The following is a 17,577-nucleotide window of genomic DNA, read 5'->3' on the forward strand; positions in this document are numbered from 1 at the left end:
GCGCTTAGTAGTCGCTCTCGCTGGCGGGCCAGCCCAGCTCGGCAAACAGGCGCAGCACATCCTGACCGAGTGGCGCCTGGATCCGCATCGGTACCTTGAGCACCGGATGGGTAAAGCTCAGGGTGCGGGCCACCAGCAGCAGCCGTTCACAGCCAAAGTGCTCGCGAAAGAAGCGGTTGTGACGGCCATCCCCGTGGGTGGTGTCCCCGACGATGGGATGGAACAGGTGATCCATATGGCGGCGAAGCTGATGCTTGCGGCCAGTCTTCGGGAACAATCTGACCAGGCTGTAGCGACTGGTGGGGTGCTTCTTGGAGACCGCATGAGGCAGCTCGACCTGATGCAGGCGACGGAAGGTGGTGACGGCATCCTGCGCCGGGCGATCCGGGTTGCTCATGGCATCGGCAATCTTGTCCAGCTGCTCCTTGAGGGGATAGTCGATCACCCCCTGCTCGGGCGCCCAGCCACGCACCAATGCCAGATACTCCTTGTGCACCTGACGTTGGGTAAAGGCTTCGGTGAGTGCGCGGGCAATCACCGGATCGAGCGCAAACAGCAGCACACCGGAGGTGGGTCGGTCAAGGCGATGCACCGGATAGACATGGCGACCGCCGATGAGATCCCGGGTCATCTGCATGGCAAAACGGGTCTCGCCCTTGTCGAGCCAACTGCGGTGCACCAGCAGACCGGACGGCTTGTTGACCGCCACCAGCCACTCATCCTGATAGAGCAGGGTCAGCTTCAGGTCACTCTCTTCTCGGGTTTGATCTGGCATCATTGTTCAATCACTTTGCCGGAAAGCAGCAGATCGAAGCGGGCGATCAGGCGCAGCAACGCTTCTGCCTCGGCCAGATCCTCTTTGTAGACTTCGCTGGCCATGGGATAGAGGGAGACGCTGGTGGGCAGTGGCGCCTGCAACATCACCAGCTGCTCCATGCGCGGGATCAGCACGAACTGCAGCCACTGATCAAAGCTCAGGGTATCGACACAAAAAGGCAGGGTGCTTGCCAGGGCTTCGTCACCGGGATGGTCAGCTTGCCAGCGCTCAAGGCGCTGCAACTCGGCGGTGAGTTCCCCCAACAGGCCAGCTACCAGCAAATATTGATTCATCTCGCTCTCTTCCTCATAACCACAAATTGATCCGCCGACCCGACAGGGTCAGCCAGGATGCCGATACATTCAGTCGCACAGCACCGGCGGTTCAGCCGGGTCAACGACATACACGGCAACCAGCGCGGCCTGCCGCCGTTAAAAAAGGGCAATACTATACACCTCCCCCCGCATGGCTGCCATGTTGATATCTGCCGCAGCGCACGTCTGCTGCCACTGGCTATCCTCGGCAAGGGCCTTATAATCGGCCCGCATCACCATTAGCCGGATCTCACCATGTCTGCGACGCCTACTGCCATCAATACCTTGACCGAATTTCTGACTCAGGCTGGCACCCAGTTCCAGCTGTTTGACATGGGCCGCCAGGTGCGGCCACTGGCAAGCGATACCTTTGTGCGCATCGAACAGCAGCAGGAGCCCTATCCCTGGCCGCTGCAACAGCACGCTTGGCTGGGTGTGCACTTCTTCCAGCCGAGCGAGTCTCGCCACTACCTCTGGTTCCTCAAGTTTGCCCTCGATGAGCGCGGCCTGCTGATGTCAAATGGCCCCAAGCTGTTCATGGATCAGGTGGTGGAGACCCTGGGCTACAAGCTCACCGGCGATCTGGACGAGGAAAAAGCCCAGCGCTTGGCCGACAATCCCTACACCTTCCGCCCGGCGGAGGCCAAGATGGCCAGTCTGCACGCCAAATTGGCGCGCCAGCTGGAGCAGGCCCCTTCCGCCTATTACGATGCCCTCTGCCACTATCTGGCCGCCCCCAACGATACAGGTTGGCAGACGCTGGGGCTGCAGGGCTTTGCCGATCTGGCGGAGCGGCTGCATGATGAGCGCAATCTGGCGCTGATCTGCAAGGCGCTGCCCAAACTGCCGCAAGAGCCGCTCTATGCCCTCTGCCAGAGCCTTGAAAACGCCCCGCTGCCACCGGCAGTACAAGGCGCCCTGCTCGAGCGGATCGGCATGGAGCAGGAGTGCGCAGCCCCCAACCCTGAGACCCTGGCCTACCTCTGCCGCGCCATGGCCTCCTGCCCCGGCAGCACTTTGCGCACCAACAAGCTGCTGACCCTGCTGCAAACCCAGCCAAGCCCTGCGCTACTGCTCGCCATCGCCGGCCGGCTCTGGCCCGATCTGAAAGATGCCAATCTGCTCAGCCACTATCTGGAACAACTGGCACTGCAACCGACCCAGTTCTTCAATCAGGTTTTTGCCGAGTTGGTCACTTTACCGGCCCTGCGCAATGATATGCTGGCCAGACTGCGCGACCCCGACCGCAGCGATGCGCTGGGCAAGGCCATCGGCCGTCTGTTTGCCTCGGCCTGATCCCTCGCCTCCCCCTCACGCCACGAGGCAACACGGCGGGAAATAGAAAAGGAGATCGGGAGTGCCGAGCAGGACTCCCGGTTATCGACATCACGATAAGGAAGCCCGCCTATGGGAGAGATGCTCGGAATTTTGTTGCTGATTGCGATTGCCGGCCTGTTCTGGCTGCAACGCCAACAGGCAGAAGTGGCCTGGCAATACATGCGCCGCTACTGCCAGCACCATGATCTGCAACTGCTGTCACTGGCTCGCCATCGGCGGGAGCTGGCACATAATCCCCTGCGGCTGCTGACCCACTATCAGTTTGAATTTTCCAGCGATGGCGAGAGCCACTATCAGGGCACCCTCAAGATGCAGGGGCTGCACATCGTAGGCGTTGATCTGCCACCCCATCGCATCCCCTCTGCCTGATCCCCAATCTCGTCTCTGCGCCCGATGGCTGTGCCTGTCTATAATCTCAGGGATTAAACAAAGGGAGAGACGAGATGGAACCCCTTGTCCACGATCTGCCAGCCCTGTTTGCCCAGCTCGGGATGGCCAACGACGAGCTGAGCCTGCACCGCTTTGTGCACGACCATCACCTCGACAATGAAACCCTGTTGCCGGAGGCCGGTTTCTGGAACGCCGCCCAGGCCAGCTTTCTGCGCGATGCCCTGTGGAACGACTCCGACTGGTGCGAGGCGATCGACCAGCTCGATGTGATGCTGCGCCAGCCCCGCTAAGCCGCCCGCCCCTTTCCTCCCCTGCTGGCTTTGGTTAAGATCCCGCCCCGATATCGATCCCCCCTTCTCACCCAGAGCATGCTTATGTCCGCCCACGAGATCATCCGAATTGCCAACGAGCTGGCCACCAAGGGCCTGACACCCACCACCGCCATGATCAAGGCCCGCCTCACCCAGCCTGTGCCGATAGCCGAGCTGCTGAAAGTGCTGAGCCAGTGGAAGCAGCAGCCCGTCGCGACCGCCGAGAGCGAGATCCTGCAAGAGGCAGCCCCCCAGCCAGCGCCGGCGCTCACCCTGCAGCAACTCGCCGAACAGCTCGCACGCATCGAACAGAAGGTGGATCGCCTGACCGACCTGCTCCTTCAGCAGGGGCAAGGCTGAACCATGTATATCGTCGAACTCTGCTTTGAGTGTTACCGCGATACCTCCCTTGGCGACGCCGAGCGGGCCATCGTCAACTACCTCGACATGCTGCGTTATCAGGGCCAGATCCTCGGGCGGGAGTTCCCCACCAGCATGCATGAGGGCTATTTCGTCAGTCGGGTGGTCTGCCCGGAACAGGATAGCCTGCACCCCGACAACCAGAGCGAGCAGGTCAAACTGGCCGAACAGCAGCTCAATCAGGCCGGGCTGCTGGCGCCGAAACTCCAGCTGCAGGGGGCGGATCTGCTCTCCGACAGCACAGATCCTTGCGGCCAGCAGGGCGAGCGGCCGAGCTGGATGATGCTCTACACCAGCTTCCTGCACACCTGCTCGCCGCTGCGCTGTGGCGACCACTTCGCCCCCATTCCGCTCTACCAACTGCCCGCAGTCGCCAACGGCGATCAGAAACAGATCATCAAGTGGCAGGAGGATTGGGAGGCGTGTGATCAGTTACAGATGAACGGCTCCATCGCCGAACATGCGGCGCTGCACGAAATCGGCGAAGTGGGCAGCCGCCTCTACCGGCGCGGCACCGATCTGGCCAAGCGGCTGGAAGTGCTGAGCGGCATCCCCACCTACTACTACCTCTACCGAGTGGGCGGGTTGAGCGCGGCCGAGGAGAAGGCGCGCCCCTGCCCCAGCTGTGGCGGTGAGTGGGCGCTGGCAGAGCCACTGCACGAGATCTTCGACTTCAAGTGCGACAGCTGCCGTCTGGTCTCCAACCTCTCCTGGGATTTCAAGGATTAAGCGCGTTCCCTATACGCAACCCCATAAAAAAGAGCCTTGCCGCATAGCAAGGCTCTTTTCGTTCCGATGGGTAACCTTGGCTCGAGCAGGTGCTATTGCGGCAACGTCTCCAGCCGCTCCAGAAACGCCGGTAAGGAGGGAGCCAGCGTCAGACGGCGGCCTGAATCGAGCCACTCCAGCCACACCTGACCACTCTCGTTATCAAGGGAGATGAGCGTCATCTCGTTGCGGGTGGTGGCAATAAAGATGGAGAGGGTTCGTTTTAGCTTGCGCAGCATCAGCAGGTGGCCGATCAGGTTCTCCTTGAGCAGGTCGAGATCCGCCTCGTTCCACGGCAGGATCAGTTCAAGGCGCAGCCCCTTGAAGAGGCAGGGCACAGGGCGGCTGAACCAGTGGCCAAACAGGGTGGTCGCTGCGGGATGAAGCTGCAGCTCCAGCGCCTCGTTCATGGCGGTGAAATCGCCGGGCTCGGAGCGCTGGTGAGGGCGCCAGGCCACCCGACCATCGGCGGGCTCACCAAGCTGGCAGGGGGAACGCCAGTCCGCCTCCCACTCGCACAGGGGCAGGCCTCGTCTGGCCTCGCCATCCCGTTGCCAGCGGGCAAAAAAGTGCTCCAGGGCAGACAAAACTTGATCCGACATCGAAAATCCCCACAATTGCTGGCAAAGTCCGCTATTGCACCACCAAACCCGGTAACAGACAAGGTTGCCAGCCGACCTAGTGACCCGGGAAACAGAACCCGGGATACAGAGAGGCCGACGCCCAAGCCAAGCGGCTGCAACCATCCGGCCCTGCAATGGCCCGTTTCATTCCACTCATCATGAGCAGATTACGTGAGCAACCCTGTGAGCAAACAAGATAGATACGCCGGGGCCAGCGCCCTGACCGGCCTGAGCCTGGGCCAGCAATCCGATTACATCAGCCAGTACACCCCCTCCCTGCTGCAGCCGGTTCCACGTAGCCTGAACCGGGATGATCTCAAGCTGGGCGATGACCTGCCCTTTAGCGGTTGCGATGTCTGGACCCTCTATGAGCTCTCCTGGCTCAATGCCAAGGGCAAGCCGATGGTGGCGGTGGGTGAAGTGGCCATTCCGGCCACCAGTGCGAACCTGATCGAATCCAAATCCTTCAAGCTCTACCTCAACTCCTTCAACCAGACCCGTTGCGACTCTATCGAGGCAGTCGCCGCCATGCTGACCAAGGATCTGAGTGCCTGTGCCGGTGAGACCGTCAAGGTGACCCTGTTCCCCCTCGACAAGGCGCCGCACCAGATTGCCCTGCTGCCCGGCGAGTGCATTGATGAGCAGGATATCGAGGTAGACAATTACGAGTTTGATGCGTCCCTGCTGCAAGGGGCGGTCGGCAGCGAGCAGGTTGAAGAGACTCTGCACAGCCACCTGCTCAAATCCAACTGCCTGGTCACCAGCCAGCCCGACTGGGGCTCCGTGGTAATCCGCTACAAGGGGCCGAAACTCGATCGGGAGAAGCTGCTGCGCTACCTCATCTCGTTCCGCCAACACAACGAGTTCCACGAGCAGTGCATCGAGCGGATCTTTATCGACCTCAAGCACTATTGCCAGCCTGAGCAGTTGACCGTCTATGCACGCTATACCCGCCGCGGCGGCCTCGACATCAACCCGTTCCGCTCCGATTTCGAAGCCGTGCCAACCAACCTGCGTCTGATCCGTCAATAAGAGCAGACGTTGATAAAGGGCTTCCCGGTATCACACCACAGCGCCCTGCTATCTCAACCCTGCTGGCGCCTTGATGCATCCGGCTACAAAGGAGCCTGAGCACACCATCAGTAAACGCTGGACTCGCAGGGGTGGGCTTGGATAACATGCCAACACCTCTGCGCCGTCCTTAATCCAATGAATCAACTGTTTTTTCTGGCTATGATGATGTCTTCTCTGTCCGCTCCAAATCTGGATCTGGACAAGGAGCAACTATCCCTGGATCTGCAACAGGCCCAATCACTGGTGCTGACCGACCCTGCCAGATGTGTTCAGATCACCTCCGCCTTTCTGACGCGTGCGGCCAATAATCCCCAGCAAATCATCAGTAATCGTCAGGAGTTCGGCTATCGCGAGCCTCTGCTCAGCTACAGCACCGTTTCGCAAACCATCGGAGCACACCTGCTTGAAGGGGAGTGCCGAATCCAGCTTGGCCAATATCAAGCTACCCAGCAAACCCTCGACAAGGCGATGGAGCTGGCGGAGAGAGAGCGCCAACCCGAACTCAAGGCCCACGCCCTCTATCTCAAAATCCGTAGCCAGGGGCTAAGGCAAGATGGCCAGAACAACAGCCGTATCCTGCTGGAACAATTGGACGAACAGCTGGCCCGTCCCGACCTCAAACAGAGCCAGTTACAGATCTATAGCCGCCTGCAACGCACCAGCTACGAGATTGAAAATCAGCATCTTGAAGACGCCAAGACCCATCTGGCGGATGCAAGGATCTGGGCTGCCAAAGCCGCCAATCCTCTTGCCAGCGCCTGGGTCAGCGCCATCAGCGGCGACCTTTATCGTGTGCTGCAACAACCCCAGCTGGCATTGGGTGAATATATCGATGCCCAGCAGCAGGCCAAGAATCTCAACGACCCGCTCTTTCTCGGCTTGCTCTCCAACCAGATAGTCAAACTCTATCAGCAAGAGCAGGAGCCCCAGAAAGCGCTGCAATATGCCAATGAAGCGGCCAACTATTTTCACTCCATCGGCAATCCGTCACTGCTATGCGACTCACTTATCGTGCTGGCCCGACTCAACCGTGATCAGGGCGACCTCAATATGGCGCTGGTCTACTTCTTCAATGCGCTGGATTTGCTCGATGAGGGAAGCAGTCGGCCGCAGGCCTCTCTGCTCAAGTACGAGATTGGCAAAACCTATCTGCAAAGCGGTAACCTCTCGCTGGCCGGCAACTACCTCAATGCAGCCCGGCAGTCCCACGAGTTGGGCGATGCCAAAGAGCCGCTGATCGATACCCTGCTGTTGCTCGGCGAGCTCTATCTGAAGAAGCAGGAGGCGGCCATCGCCATCCTGCAGCTGGAAAATGCCCGGGCACTGGCCAATCAGGTAGGCGACACTCGCCGCCAGTACGAAGTATTCCGTCTGTTGTCACTTGCGTATGAGCAGAAGGGATACCTGCACCAGGCCCTCGACAGCTACAAGCGCTTCCATCGTTTGGGAGAAGAGGTTCGCCAGCAGGAAATTGATCAGGAGCAGGCTGCGATCCGCGACAACTATGTCCAGGTTGAACGGGTACAACACATCAAGGAGCTGGAGCAGCAGCTTAACAACAGCCAGCACCAGCAGGAGCGCTATCTCTGGTCGAGCATTACCACCAGCCTGCTGCTGGCGCTCTTCATCTACCTCTTCTTCACCCTCTGGCTCAAATTGCGTACCGCCCGTCTGCAACTGAAACGCACTGGCGAGGCCCTGCTGATCGAACCCCGTTCCGGACTTGCCAACTGGCAGCGGCTGATGAATCGCTGGCCACGAGAGATGGCAAAACGCCAGCTGAAATCGGAGCGCTGGTATCTGAGCGAAGAGCACAGCGAATTCGATGACAAGCTGCACTACCTGTTGTTCAGGGTGCCCTTTATGGTCAACACCCTCGAGCGCCACGGCTATCAGGTCAGCCGTGAAATCGAGCAGGCGTTCGGCATCTATATGGATACCCTGACCCCGCAAGATGGCCGTATCTATGACTTGCGTGAAGGACACATGCTCTATGTGGTGCCACAGCGCCACGTGACCAACCTGCATCAACTTGCGGGAGACCTGCTAACCGCAATCGCCGCCTTCCCTTGCCAATACGAGCTTGATCGCCAGATAAGCCTGGGGATTGTCAGCCACCCCTTCCTGCCCAAGGCGGCGACCGCGCTCGATCACAATGGCCTGTTCGACCTCTGCTATCTCGCCCTTTCGGGAGCCATTCAGCTCAGTGAAAAATACCGGCAAAACGCCTGGTTGGAGCTCGCCGCCATCGATTGCCAGCAGGCTGCATTTTTTAATGGGGATGTGTGGCAATGCGGCTTGATGGCAATTGACAAGGGGCTGGTAAAAGTCAATTCTTCTCATGAAAAGCAATGGGTTAACTGGCCCAGCCTCGCAAGGATGCAAGCGGCTGAAGGCCAGCCGGCAAATAATAGATAACAGACGACACTCAACCTCGGGTTCGGCCACTGTTGCTATCCAACACCAAAAACAATAATGACAACAGGGCGACCTGATAATGAATGACATCGCTGCCGTAGCAGGACAATTGGCCAGGCTCAGGGAATCCCTCCAGCAAAAACAGCTGGAGCTCGACGGCGTTCTCTCCTTTTCCGATGCAGAGCGAGCTCGTGGCATCCAGTTTATCAACAAGCTGATGCTCTCTTGCCGCGGCTTCGATCGTGAGCTGGACAATCGCTTCGCCAAGCTCAAGCAGAGACTGGATAGCAATCCCGCATTCACCTCGCTGGATGCAGAGCTACTTGCCATCGAGAAGTTGCTGCAGCAGCACAGCAATGCACTGGAAGAGTCGCTCACCCTGACCCAGGCAGCCATTGATCTTGGCTCAAAACAGCTAAAAACCATCAAGGGCTTCCCGGAAGAGACCCGAAAATCCCTCAAGGAATTTCTGAAAAGCCCCGCCGGCTATGGTATTGCCGATCATCAAAAGAAGGTGATCCGCCTGCTTGAATTCTATCAGCAGGCGATCAAGATCCAGCTGCTGCCAAGCCAGCCACTGTCCGGCTCTTCAGCGCCCCAACAGCAAGAGAGCGAGCCCGGTTGTGAACCCCAACCTGATGTTGAGCCGTTTGACCTCAAAGATCATGCGCGTATCGCAGACGAACTGCAGCGGCTGATCACCGAACTTGATTTCGCCGGTTCAATTGGCGAGAGCCTCGGGGATATCCGCCGTCAACTGCTGATCGGCATCAATCCTGCCATGCTGGCAGAGACCTGTATGCAGGTCATCGAACTTATCATCGAAGGCACCCGCGAGGAGCGCAAAGCCTCCCGCGCCTTTCTCAGCTCCCTCAACGAGAGCCTGTCAGCAGTGCATGTCGGCTTTACCGAATCCCTCGATGAGGGGCGTGCGCTACAAAATGAAACCCGTGAAACCCGCGAAGCTCTGGTCTGCGAACTGCAGGCGATCGACCACTCCCTGGCCAGCCATAACTCCATCGATGCGCTCAAGCGTGCCATCTCCGGCCATATGGGCGCCATCAATCTGCTGCTGCAAGAACGGGAAAGTACCGCAGCACGGGAACGTCACCTGCTCACCCGCCTCTCCACCATGGAGTCCAAGCTGCGCTTGATGAAGGATGAGACCGCCGAATACAAGAAGCGGCTGACCATTCAGAAGCACAAGCTGTTCCTCGACAGCCTGACTCAGGTACACAACCGGGCCGCCCTCGACGAGCGGCTGGAGCAGGAGTTCAAGCGCTGGCTTCGCTACCGCACTCCGCTCTGCATGGCGATCATCGACATCGATCACTTCAAGAACATCAATGACAATTATGGCCACATGGCCGGCGACAAGGCGTTGAAGGTTGTTGCCAAAGCGCTGCAGAGCGCCCTGCGTGACACTGACTTCATCGCCCGTTTCGGCGGCGAAGAGTTCGTGGTGCTGCTGCCCAATATCAACCCGGACAAGTTCCAGAAGCCGCTGGAAACCCTGCGCCAGACCATCAAGAGCATCCCGTTCCGTTTTCGCGATGCCAAGGTGGAGATCACCATCTCCATCGGCGCAACCCTGTTCAAGGATGGTGACAACCCCTCCGATGTGTTCGAACGGGCGGACAGAGCGCTCTACCACTCCAAGAACGCAGGTCGGGATCAAGTGACACTGGCCTGAGTTGTGACTAAAAAAACAGCGAACAGTCGTCGCCCTATTTCCCTCCCCCCTCCGTTGCCACTACTATCAAACTCAGGGGATGCAACATGGCATCCCTTTTCTCCCCAGGGAAAAAACACAACGATAACAAGTGAGTAAAGGGGAACCTATGATTACGCACATCAATCCCGTTGGCAGCATGGATTTGCTGTCACAGCTCGAGGTGGATCGCCTCAAGCAGACTGCCTCCAGCGATATCTATCAACTGTTTCGCAACTGCTCGCTGGCGGTGCTCAATTCCGGCAGCCATACCGACAGCTCCAAGGAGATCCTGGAGCGCTTCAAATCATTCGACATTCATGTGATCCGGCGCGAGCGCGGGGTCAAGCTGGAACTGTTCAACGCCCCCGAGCACGCGTTCGTCGATGGCGAGATCATTCGTGGTATTCAGGAGCACCTCTTCTCGGTGCTGCGCGACATTCTCTATGTCTCCAACCAGCTTGAATCGAACCGGCTGGTCAACCTCACCAATTCGACTCATATCTCCAACGTGGTGTTCGCCATCCTGCGCAACGCCAAGGTGATCCTGCCTGGCGCCGATCCCAACCTGATCGTCTGCTGGGGTGGCCACTCCATCAACGAGATCGAGTACCAGTACACCCGCGCCGTGGGCAGCGAACTGGGCTTGCGTGAGCTGAACATCTGTACCGGCTGTGGCCCTGGCGCCATGGAGGGTCCGATGAAGGGGGCCGCCGTCGGCCATGCCAAACAACGGGTACGCAACGGGCGCTACATCGGCCTGACCGAGCCCTCCATTATCGCGGCCGAACCGCCCAACCCCATCGTCAACGAGCTGGTGATCCTGCCGGATATCGAGAAACGGCTGGAAGCCTTCGTGCGCCTCGGCCATGGCATCATCATCTTCCCGGGCGGAGTCGGCACCGCCGAAGAGCTGCTCTATCTGCTCGGCATCATGATGCATCCGGCCAACGAACGACAACCCATGCCCATCATCCTGACCGGCCCGAAAGAGAGTGCCGACTACTTCCGAGCCATCGACGACTTCATCAAGGCGACCCTAGGTGAACCGGCGACCAAGCTCTACCGGATCATTGTTGGCGATGCACCGGAAGTGGCCCGAGTGATGAAGGAGGCGATGCCGAAAATCCGCGAATACCGCAAATCGGTCGGTGATGCCTACTCCTTCAACTGGTCCCTCAAGATTGAGCCGGAGTTCCAGCTCCCCTTCGAACCGGATCACGCCAGCATGGCCAGTCTGGATCTGCACCGCAACCAGCCGCCCCAGTTGCTGGCCGCCAACCTGCGTCGTGCCTTCTCCGGCATCGTCGCCGGCAACGTCAAGGAAGGGGGCATTCGCGCCATCGAGAAGAAGGGCCCCTTCAAGCTGCACGGCGACAAGGAGCTGATGCACCTGATGGACAAGCTGCTGGAGAGCTTCGTCAAGCAGCAGCGGATGAAGCTGCCGGGCAGTCAGTATGTGCCTTGCTACGAAATCGTCCGCTAGGGTACAGATACATCATTGACAGAGGGGCGCATCGGCGCCCCTCTTTATTGGCGCTATGCCTTCCCGACTGCCATCAATCCCCCATAAGGCGAGCGGTTTGTTACAATGGGGCGTCCCGACCGCCAAGAGTGCCCCATGTCAACTATCCGGCCACACCTGCTCATCATCGATGCCCTCAACCTCATTCGCCGTCTGCACGCGGTACAGACCCAGCAGGCACTGACCCCTGCCCAGGCGCTGGTTGCAACCCGAGCCAACCTTATCAATACCTGCCGCAAGCTGCTGGCCAATAGCGAGCCAACCCATGTCATTGCCGTGTTTGATGGCGAGGTGTATAGCTGGCGCAAAGAGGTCTATCCGGCCTACAAGGAGGGGCGAACCCCCATGCCCCCTGAACTGCGCGAGGGGTTGGCGACCCTGCAGGATGCCTTCTGGGAGTGCGGGGTCGACGCTCTGCTCTCCGAGACCGATGAAGCGGATGACCTTATCGCCACCCTCGCCAGCGGCATCGCCAGCCATGGCCATCAGGCGACCATCATCTCCACCGACAAGGGGTTCTGCCAACTGATCTGCCCGCAGATCCGGGTGCGCGACTACTTCAACAAACGCTGGCTGGATGCCGCCTTCGTCCAGCAGCAATATGGGGTAGCGCCTAATCAGCTGGTCGACTTCTGGGCCCTGACCGGTATCAGCGGTTCCAATATCAAGGGGGTTCCGGGGATCGGCCCCAAGACCGCCACCCAGCTGTTGCAGCAATATGGCAATCTGGCAGCCATGCTCGAAGCCTGCCAGCAAGAGGACGCCGCCAAGCCACTGATCAAACTGCGCCAACATCAGGATGAGGCCCTGCTGGCCCAGCGGCTGGTGCGCTTGCAGCGGGATATTCCGCTGGGATTCAACCTGCGGGACATCCGCTACCCGCCCCAGCCAGACTGAAGTGCCGAACAAAAATGCAGGCAAGGGCGTGAACCATGACGAGACTCACCCTCGCTGTTGATAAAAGTGAGTAGAATGTAAAGGAATGTGGTTGGTTTGCTGAGTAAATGCTATAAAGCAGCCCCATCCTCCCCTATACCCTGGAAGTGGAACCCTCTCATGTCCAAAAGAAAAATTACCGTGATCCCCGGCGACGGCATTGGCCCCAGCATCATTGAATCAGCCATCCAGATCCTGACCCATGCGGGCTGTGACTTTGAGTACGAATACGCTGATGCGGGTCTGGTTGCCCTCGAAAAGCATGGCGAGCTGCTGCCCCAGGCGACCCTAGATCTGATTGAGAAGAACAAGGTGAGCCTGAAAGGACCATTGACCACACCGGTCGGCGGCGGTTTTACCTCCATCAACGTCTCCCTGCGCAAGAAGTTCAACCTCTACGCCAACGTGCGCCCGGTCATCTCCTTCAAGGGCACCAGAAGCCGTTACGACAACATCGACATCATCACTGTGCGTGAAAACACCGAAGGCATGTACTCGGGCGCTGGGCAAAAGCGCAGTGATGACAACAAGAGCGCCGAGGCGATGAGCATCATCACCCGCGAAGGGGCCGAGCGCATAGTCAAGTTCGCCTTCGAGCTGGCCCGTCAGGAAGGTCGCAAGAAGGTCACCATCATCCACAAGGCGAACATCCTCAAGTCGACCTCCGGCCTGTTCCTCGAAGTGGCACGTGAAATCGCCAGCCACTACCCGGATATCCAGAGCGAAGAGATGATCGTCGATGCCGCCTGCATGAATTTGGTGATGTATCCGGAGCGTTTCGATGTCATGGTCACTACCAACCTGTTCGGCGACATCCTCTCGGATCTCTGCGCCGGTCTGGTTGGCGGTCTCGGCATGGCGCCCGGCGCCAACATCGGCGATGGCGCGGCCATCTTCGAAGCGGTCCACGGTTCTGCGCCGGACATAGCTGGCAAGAATATCGCCAACCCGACCTCGGTGATCCTCGCCTCCATTCAGATGCTGGAGTACCTCGGCATGCAGGATAAGGCAGAGCGGATCCGCGAGGCGGTACGAGCCACCATCGAATCCGGTGATCGGGTCACCCGCGATCTGGGTGGCACGGCTTCCACCAGCGAATTCACCCAAGCCATCATCGATCGCCTGTAAGCTAACCAATTGATTTTAAAAGGGAGCCTAGGCTCCCTTTTTTATATTTCCGAATCCTTTGCCACTCCCCAAACAGCAACTATGTTCAATAGAGAAGAAGAACAGGGAGTGTTTTTCATGAAGGGATACGGGTGCTATCTGGTTTCGGGTTTGATGCTGGTGTGTGGTGCTGCAAGTGCTTTCGAGCAGGATCAACAGACCCAAACCGCCAAACTGCCACAGCAGGAAAAACGGACTGCCACCGAGGTATGGCGCTCGAGCCTGAATACCAACGACCTACTCAAGGCACCCAAACCCCTGTCGTTTGGTATTGAAGTCTCCACCGACAACTTTGGTAATCAAAAGATCACCTCCTACCCGCAGCTCAATCTGACCCCGGAAAAGAGCGTCAGTCTGTCAGTTGAACGCTTTAGACCCAAGGTCAAGTTCAAGGCTGGCGGAATGAACACCGCCCTCAGGCTGAGAGGAGACGGGATAAAGATGCAATTCAATCCGGTCGACAAAACCATCCCGCTGCAGATAGAGATCAAGGTGACCGACGACGAATCCTCCCTGCGCCTCGATTACCGTTTCTGATATTTTCCGGCAGCCGAATAGCAAAAGGCCGACAGGTTTCCCTGTCGGCCTTGGTATTTATCGTACGGGCAAAACGGCTACATCACGCCTTGGGCTCGAGTTTGGAGACCCAGTACTTGTTGTAAACATGCACGGTGATCTCTTCCCGATCGTGATAGAGCTGCTTGGCCTGGATCACGAACGCGTTGTCGATCTCCTTGAGCATCTCGCGCAGCACTTCGATATTGTGTACCGATTCAGCATAACGCTTCTTCATCGGCAGCTTGAGGTTGAACATCGCCTCCTGGCAGTCGCCCTCACGGAACCAGTCCGCAATCATGTGAACGACCCGCGCCGGTTTATCGACCATGTCGCACACCAGCCAGTAGGTGTTCTTCTTGCTCGGACGCCAGACGAAACCGTCATCCCGGATATGCTTGACCTGGCCGGTATCCATCAAGGATTGGGCCATCATGCCATTGTCGACCGCCGTCACCATCATGCCACGGCGTACCAGCTGATAGGTCCAGCCACCCGGGCAAGCCCCCAGATCCACCGCCTTCATGCCTGAACAGAGACGCACATCCCACTCTTCCCGCGGCACGAAAACGTAAAACGCCTCCTCCAGCTTGAGGCTGGAGCGGCTCGGTGCATCGGCCGGGAAGCGCAAGCGCGGGATCCCCATGTGGAATCCGGAGTTGTTGAACGAATAGGAGTAGCCCAGCAACACATGATCATTGGCCATGAAGAAGGCGTGGAACACCGGACGGTTCGGCGTCTCCTTCTTGGTCAGGATCTCGTTGCTGCGCAGCGCCTGACGCAGCGGCACGGTGAACTTGCGGCAGAAGGCCGACAGCTCTTTCGCTTCGTTGGTATCCGCGGTTTCGACCCGCAGATCACCGCAAATGGTGTAGTCACTCACCGCCTCAAGGATCGGGGAGATCCTGTCCGCGACATCCAGATCCTTCAACTCATGGGTGACCACTAGCATCTGGCGGATGAAGATGAGCTCCCGGAACGGCAGCTTGCGAGCCAGCAGGTCCGCCTGCTCCTCGTCATACAGTTCGAAGATCACATAACCGCTGTCGTCCTTGACCCGGGCGAAACCGTAGCACTGCATGTTACCGGCACGCTCGGTGATCTCTGCAGCCGCCTCTTTCTCAAAACCGGGGCGGCAATAAAGCAGCAGATTATTCATTTTTTCCTCCAAGACGACAGCCAGCCCAGATCAGGGCCGTCCATCCCAACATAAAACAGAGGCCACCGGCCGGGGTAATCAACCCCAGCCCCTTGCTGCCAAGCAGCACCATGGCGTAAATACTGCCGGAGAATCCGATGATCCCCAGCACAAAGGCGGTGCCAGCCAGCTGGATCACCCTGCTGCGCACACCACACCAGCCCAGAACCAGCAGGGCCAATGCGTGAAAAAACTGATATTGCACGGCGGTATTGAACGCCGCCAGACGCTCGGGCGTAATGCCGGTCGCCGCCAATCCATGGGCGCCATAAGCCCCCAGCATGGTGGCCGTCAACCCGAAGAAACCAGCCAGTATCAGCCAATGTCGATGGATCTGCATCCTCACTCTCCCTCTCTCATCGAGGCTGGCAATCAAACCAACCCTATCGTGCTATCCGTGCCGGGCCACAAAATGGCTGATGGCCGCCGCCGCATGCTGCATATTCTCCTGCTCACTCACACCACTGGCTTTACGCGGTTTGAAACCATGATCACCATCGGTCAACCAATGGACCGATACGGCGGGTGAGAAGGGGAAATCGGCCAGTTCGGCGCGACTACCGAAGGTGTCGCGCTCCCCCTGCAACAGCAGGGTTGGCACTGCAATGTGCTTGAGTACCTCGCCTCGCCAACTGTCGGGCTTGGCCGGAGGGTGGAAAGGATACCCGAGAATGAGCAATCCTGCAGCATTCATCTCACCCTCGCCTTCACGATACAGTTCCGCCGCCATCCGCCCACCCATCGACTTGCCCGCCAGAAACAGCCGTGGATGGGCAAACTCGCGGATCATGTCGCGCCAATGGGCGAGCAGCACAGGCGCCCTGTCAGGCGGGCGGCGCTTGCCATCCTGTGCTCTCCTGGTCATGTAGGCAAAGTTGAAGCGCACCACTTCGATATCCGGCCCGGCCAGCAGGCGTGACAACTCGGCAAGAAAGGGGTGATCCATCCCTGCACCTGCCCCGTGGGCCAGCAAAATGCGAACGGGGGCATCAATTGCCCCCTCGCGGATCACATCAGGCATCGGCGAGCCTTGCCCTGCGACGCGCCTCTTCCTGCTCCACCAGCTCCAGCATCCAGTCGCGGAAGGCAACGATCTTGCCCTGATCCGACTGTTGCTCCTGGCACACCAGATAGAAAGCATTTTTGCTCACCAGCACCTGCTCGAACGGGCAGATAAGGCGGCCGGCCTCAATCTCGGGTTGTGCCAGCACGCTGTGGCCAAGCGCCACCCCCTGGCCGTGGATCGCCGCCTGGATCACCATGGTGGAGTGGCTGAAGATGGGCCCCTGATTGACGTTGGGGGCATCGATATCGAGCTGGCGGAACCAGGCCTTCCAGTCGCGGCGGGAGGTATCGTGCAGCAGGGTATGAAGAGTCAAATCTTGCGGTGTACGCAGTGGCTTGGATCCCGTCAGCAGCAAGGGGGAACAGACGGGGATCAGGTATTCGGTATGCAGCTTGTCACTACGCAGACCAGGCCAGTTGCCGCGCCCGTAGTAGATGGCCACATCCACATCATCGGTGAGCGACCCTTCATCGAGATCGACCGCCTTGATCCGCACGTCGATATCGGGGTGGCGCTCGCTGAACTTGACCAGCCGCGGCACCAGCCACTGGATGGCGAAACTCGGCTGCAAACTGACAGTCAACGCCCCCTTGGCACTGCGGGCCAGCAGCTTGTCGGTCGCCTCTGAGATGGAGGCAAAGATGTCCTTGATATCCAGGAAATAGCCCTGTCCCTCTTCGGTCAGCAACAAGGAGCGGTTTTTGCGGCGGAACAGCTTGATGCCAAGATACTCCTCCAGCGCCTTGATCTGGTGACTGATGGCAGCCTGAGTCACAAACAACTCTTCTGCTGCGCGGGTAAAGCTTAAGTGACGAGCCGCAGCTTCAAACGCCTTGAGGGCATTGAGCGGGGGTAAACGACGAGACATGACACCAGCCGACGATGAGTTTTTCTAATGGGGCGCATTATAATTTGTCGGTTGCGGGTCGACCAGTGAATAAACATA

At 58.7% G+C, this 17,577-nt stretch carries 19 protein-coding genes; 12 read left to right on the forward strand and 7 right to left on the reverse strand.

Annotated elements, in window-relative coordinates:
* Window positions 1–4: 4 nt before the first annotated feature.
* Both truC and I6L44_RS11570 read right to left on the reverse strand, forming a co-directional pair.
* Window positions 5–778 carry a tRNA pseudouridine(65) synthase TruC gene (truC, locus tag I6L44_RS11565; RefSeq protein ID WP_041202291.1) on the reverse strand — a complete coding sequence of 258 codons (774 nt, stop codon included), beginning with the start codon at window positions 776–778 and terminating at the stop codon, window positions 5–7.
* The gene (locus I6L44_RS11570) at window positions 775–1,110 is read right to left on the reverse strand and encodes a YqcC family protein (protein ID WP_005338596.1); all 336 of its coding nucleotides are present in this window, start codon (window positions 1,108–1,110) and stop codon (window positions 775–777) included. Before I6L44_RS11570 ends, truC begins: the two co-directional genes overlap by 4 nt.
* A gap of 276 nt (window positions 1,111–1,386) precedes the next feature.
* Here I6L44_RS11570 and I6L44_RS11575 point away from each other — a divergent pair, with 276 nt between their 5' ends.
* The 5 genes from I6L44_RS11575 (at window position 1,387) to I6L44_RS11595 (ending at window position 4,319) form a co-directional block, all read left to right on the forward strand.
* Complete coding sequence (locus tag I6L44_RS11575; protein ID WP_005358648.1) at window positions 1,387–2,427, forward strand: DUF3549 family protein; 1,041 nt, start codon at window positions 1,387–1,389, stop codon at window positions 2,425–2,427.
* 111 nt (window positions 2,428–2,538) lie between these two features.
* Entirely contained in the window at window positions 2,539–2,838 is a 300-nt protein-coding gene (locus I6L44_RS11580) for a DUF3301 domain-containing protein (RefSeq protein WP_139409987.1), read from the forward strand.
* A gap of 74 nt (window positions 2,839–2,912) precedes the next feature.
* Complete coding sequence (locus I6L44_RS11585; protein ID WP_005338602.1) at window positions 2,913–3,149, forward strand: DUF2789 family protein; 237 nt, start codon at window positions 2,913–2,915, stop codon at window positions 3,147–3,149.
* 84 nt (window positions 3,150–3,233) lie between these two features.
* Entirely contained in the window at window positions 3,234–3,530 is a 297-nt protein-coding gene (locus I6L44_RS11590; protein WP_216951889.1) for a hypothetical protein, read from the forward strand.
* A gap of 3 nt (window positions 3,531–3,533) precedes the next feature.
* Window positions 3,534–4,319: a Zn-ribbon-containing protein gene (locus I6L44_RS11595; protein ID WP_216951890.1), complete on the forward strand. Its 786-nt coding sequence runs from the start codon at window positions 3,534–3,536 to the stop codon at window positions 4,317–4,319.
* Window positions 4,320–4,411: 92 nt separating this feature from the next.
* Here I6L44_RS11595 and syd read toward each other — a convergent pair whose 3' ends face one another.
* Window positions 4,412–4,960 (reverse strand): SecY-interacting protein, encoded by a 549-nt coding sequence (gene syd / locus I6L44_RS11600; protein WP_216951891.1) that lies wholly within the window; start codon window positions 4,958–4,960, stop codon window positions 4,412–4,414.
* A 204-nt stretch (window positions 4,961–5,164) separates the two neighbouring features.
* Between syd and queF the strand changes: the two genes are divergently transcribed.
* The 7 genes from queF (at window position 5,165) to I6L44_RS11635 (ending at window position 14,349) form a co-directional block, all read left to right on the forward strand.
* On the forward strand, window positions 5,165–6,013 hold the full coding sequence (queF, locus tag I6L44_RS11605; protein WP_216951892.1) for an NADPH-dependent 7-cyano-7-deazaguanine reductase QueF: 849 nt from the start codon (window positions 5,165–5,167) through the stop codon (window positions 6,011–6,013).
* Window positions 6,014–6,190: 177 nt separating this feature from the next.
* Complete coding sequence (locus I6L44_RS11610; RefSeq protein ID WP_216951893.1) at window positions 6,191–8,473, forward strand: hypothetical protein; 2,283 nt, start codon at window positions 6,191–6,193, stop codon at window positions 8,471–8,473.
* Between the two features lie 79 nt (window positions 8,474–8,552).
* Complete coding sequence (locus tag I6L44_RS11615) at window positions 8,553–10,166, forward strand: diguanylate cyclase (protein ID WP_216951894.1); 1,614 nt, start codon at window positions 8,553–8,555, stop codon at window positions 10,164–10,166.
* A gap of 148 nt (window positions 10,167–10,314) precedes the next feature.
* Window positions 10,315–11,670: a nucleotide 5'-monophosphate nucleosidase PpnN gene (gene ppnN, locus I6L44_RS11620; RefSeq protein ID WP_019445906.1), complete on the forward strand. Its 1,356-nt coding sequence runs from the start codon at window positions 10,315–10,317 to the stop codon at window positions 11,668–11,670.
* A gap of 135 nt (window positions 11,671–11,805) precedes the next feature.
* On the forward strand, window positions 11,806–12,606 hold the full coding sequence (gene xni / locus I6L44_RS11625) for a flap endonuclease Xni (RefSeq protein WP_216951895.1): 801 nt from the start codon (window positions 11,806–11,808) through the stop codon (window positions 12,604–12,606).
* A 159-nt stretch (window positions 12,607–12,765) separates the two neighbouring features.
* Complete coding sequence (locus I6L44_RS11630) at window positions 12,766–13,773, forward strand: isocitrate dehydrogenase (RefSeq protein WP_005349723.1); 1,008 nt, start codon at window positions 12,766–12,768, stop codon at window positions 13,771–13,773.
* 117 nt (window positions 13,774–13,890) lie between these two features.
* The gene (locus I6L44_RS11635; RefSeq protein WP_136501476.1) at window positions 13,891–14,349 is read left to right on the forward strand and encodes a hypothetical protein; all 459 of its coding nucleotides are present in this window, start codon (window positions 13,891–13,893) and stop codon (window positions 14,347–14,349) included.
* A gap of 82 nt (window positions 14,350–14,431) precedes the next feature.
* Here I6L44_RS11635 and rlmM read toward each other — a convergent pair whose 3' ends face one another.
* From rlmM to I6L44_RS11655, 4 genes are read right to left on the reverse strand one after another with little or no spacing between them, the layout of a single operon-like run.
* Window positions 14,432–15,526, reverse strand: coding sequence for a 23S rRNA (cytidine(2498)-2'-O)-methyltransferase RlmM (rlmM, locus tag I6L44_RS11640; RefSeq protein ID WP_005338617.1), 1,095 nt, complete (start codon window positions 15,524–15,526; stop codon window positions 14,432–14,434).
* Window positions 15,519–15,905 (reverse strand): DUF423 domain-containing protein, encoded by a 387-nt coding sequence (locus I6L44_RS11645; RefSeq protein ID WP_216951896.1) that lies wholly within the window; start codon window positions 15,903–15,905, stop codon window positions 15,519–15,521. The genes rlmM and I6L44_RS11645 overlap by 8 nt, the downstream gene beginning before the upstream one ends.
* A 51-nt stretch (window positions 15,906–15,956) precedes the next feature.
* Window positions 15,957–16,586, reverse strand: a complete 630-nt coding sequence (locus I6L44_RS11650) for an alpha/beta family hydrolase (RefSeq protein WP_216951897.1) — start codon at window positions 16,584–16,586, stop codon at window positions 15,957–15,959.
* A complete protein-coding gene (locus I6L44_RS11655; protein ID WP_185227590.1) occupies window positions 16,579–17,499 on the reverse strand; it encodes a transcriptional regulator GcvA in 921 nt (306 codons plus the stop codon). Before I6L44_RS11655 ends, I6L44_RS11650 begins: the two co-directional genes overlap by 8 nt.
* Window positions 17,500–17,577 lie beyond the last annotated feature (78 nt).

It is taken from the genome of Aeromonas sp. FDAARGOS 1414 (assembly GCF_019047065.1).
Classification (GTDB): Bacteria; Pseudomonadota; Gammaproteobacteria; order Enterobacterales; family Aeromonadaceae; genus Aeromonas; species Aeromonas veronii_A.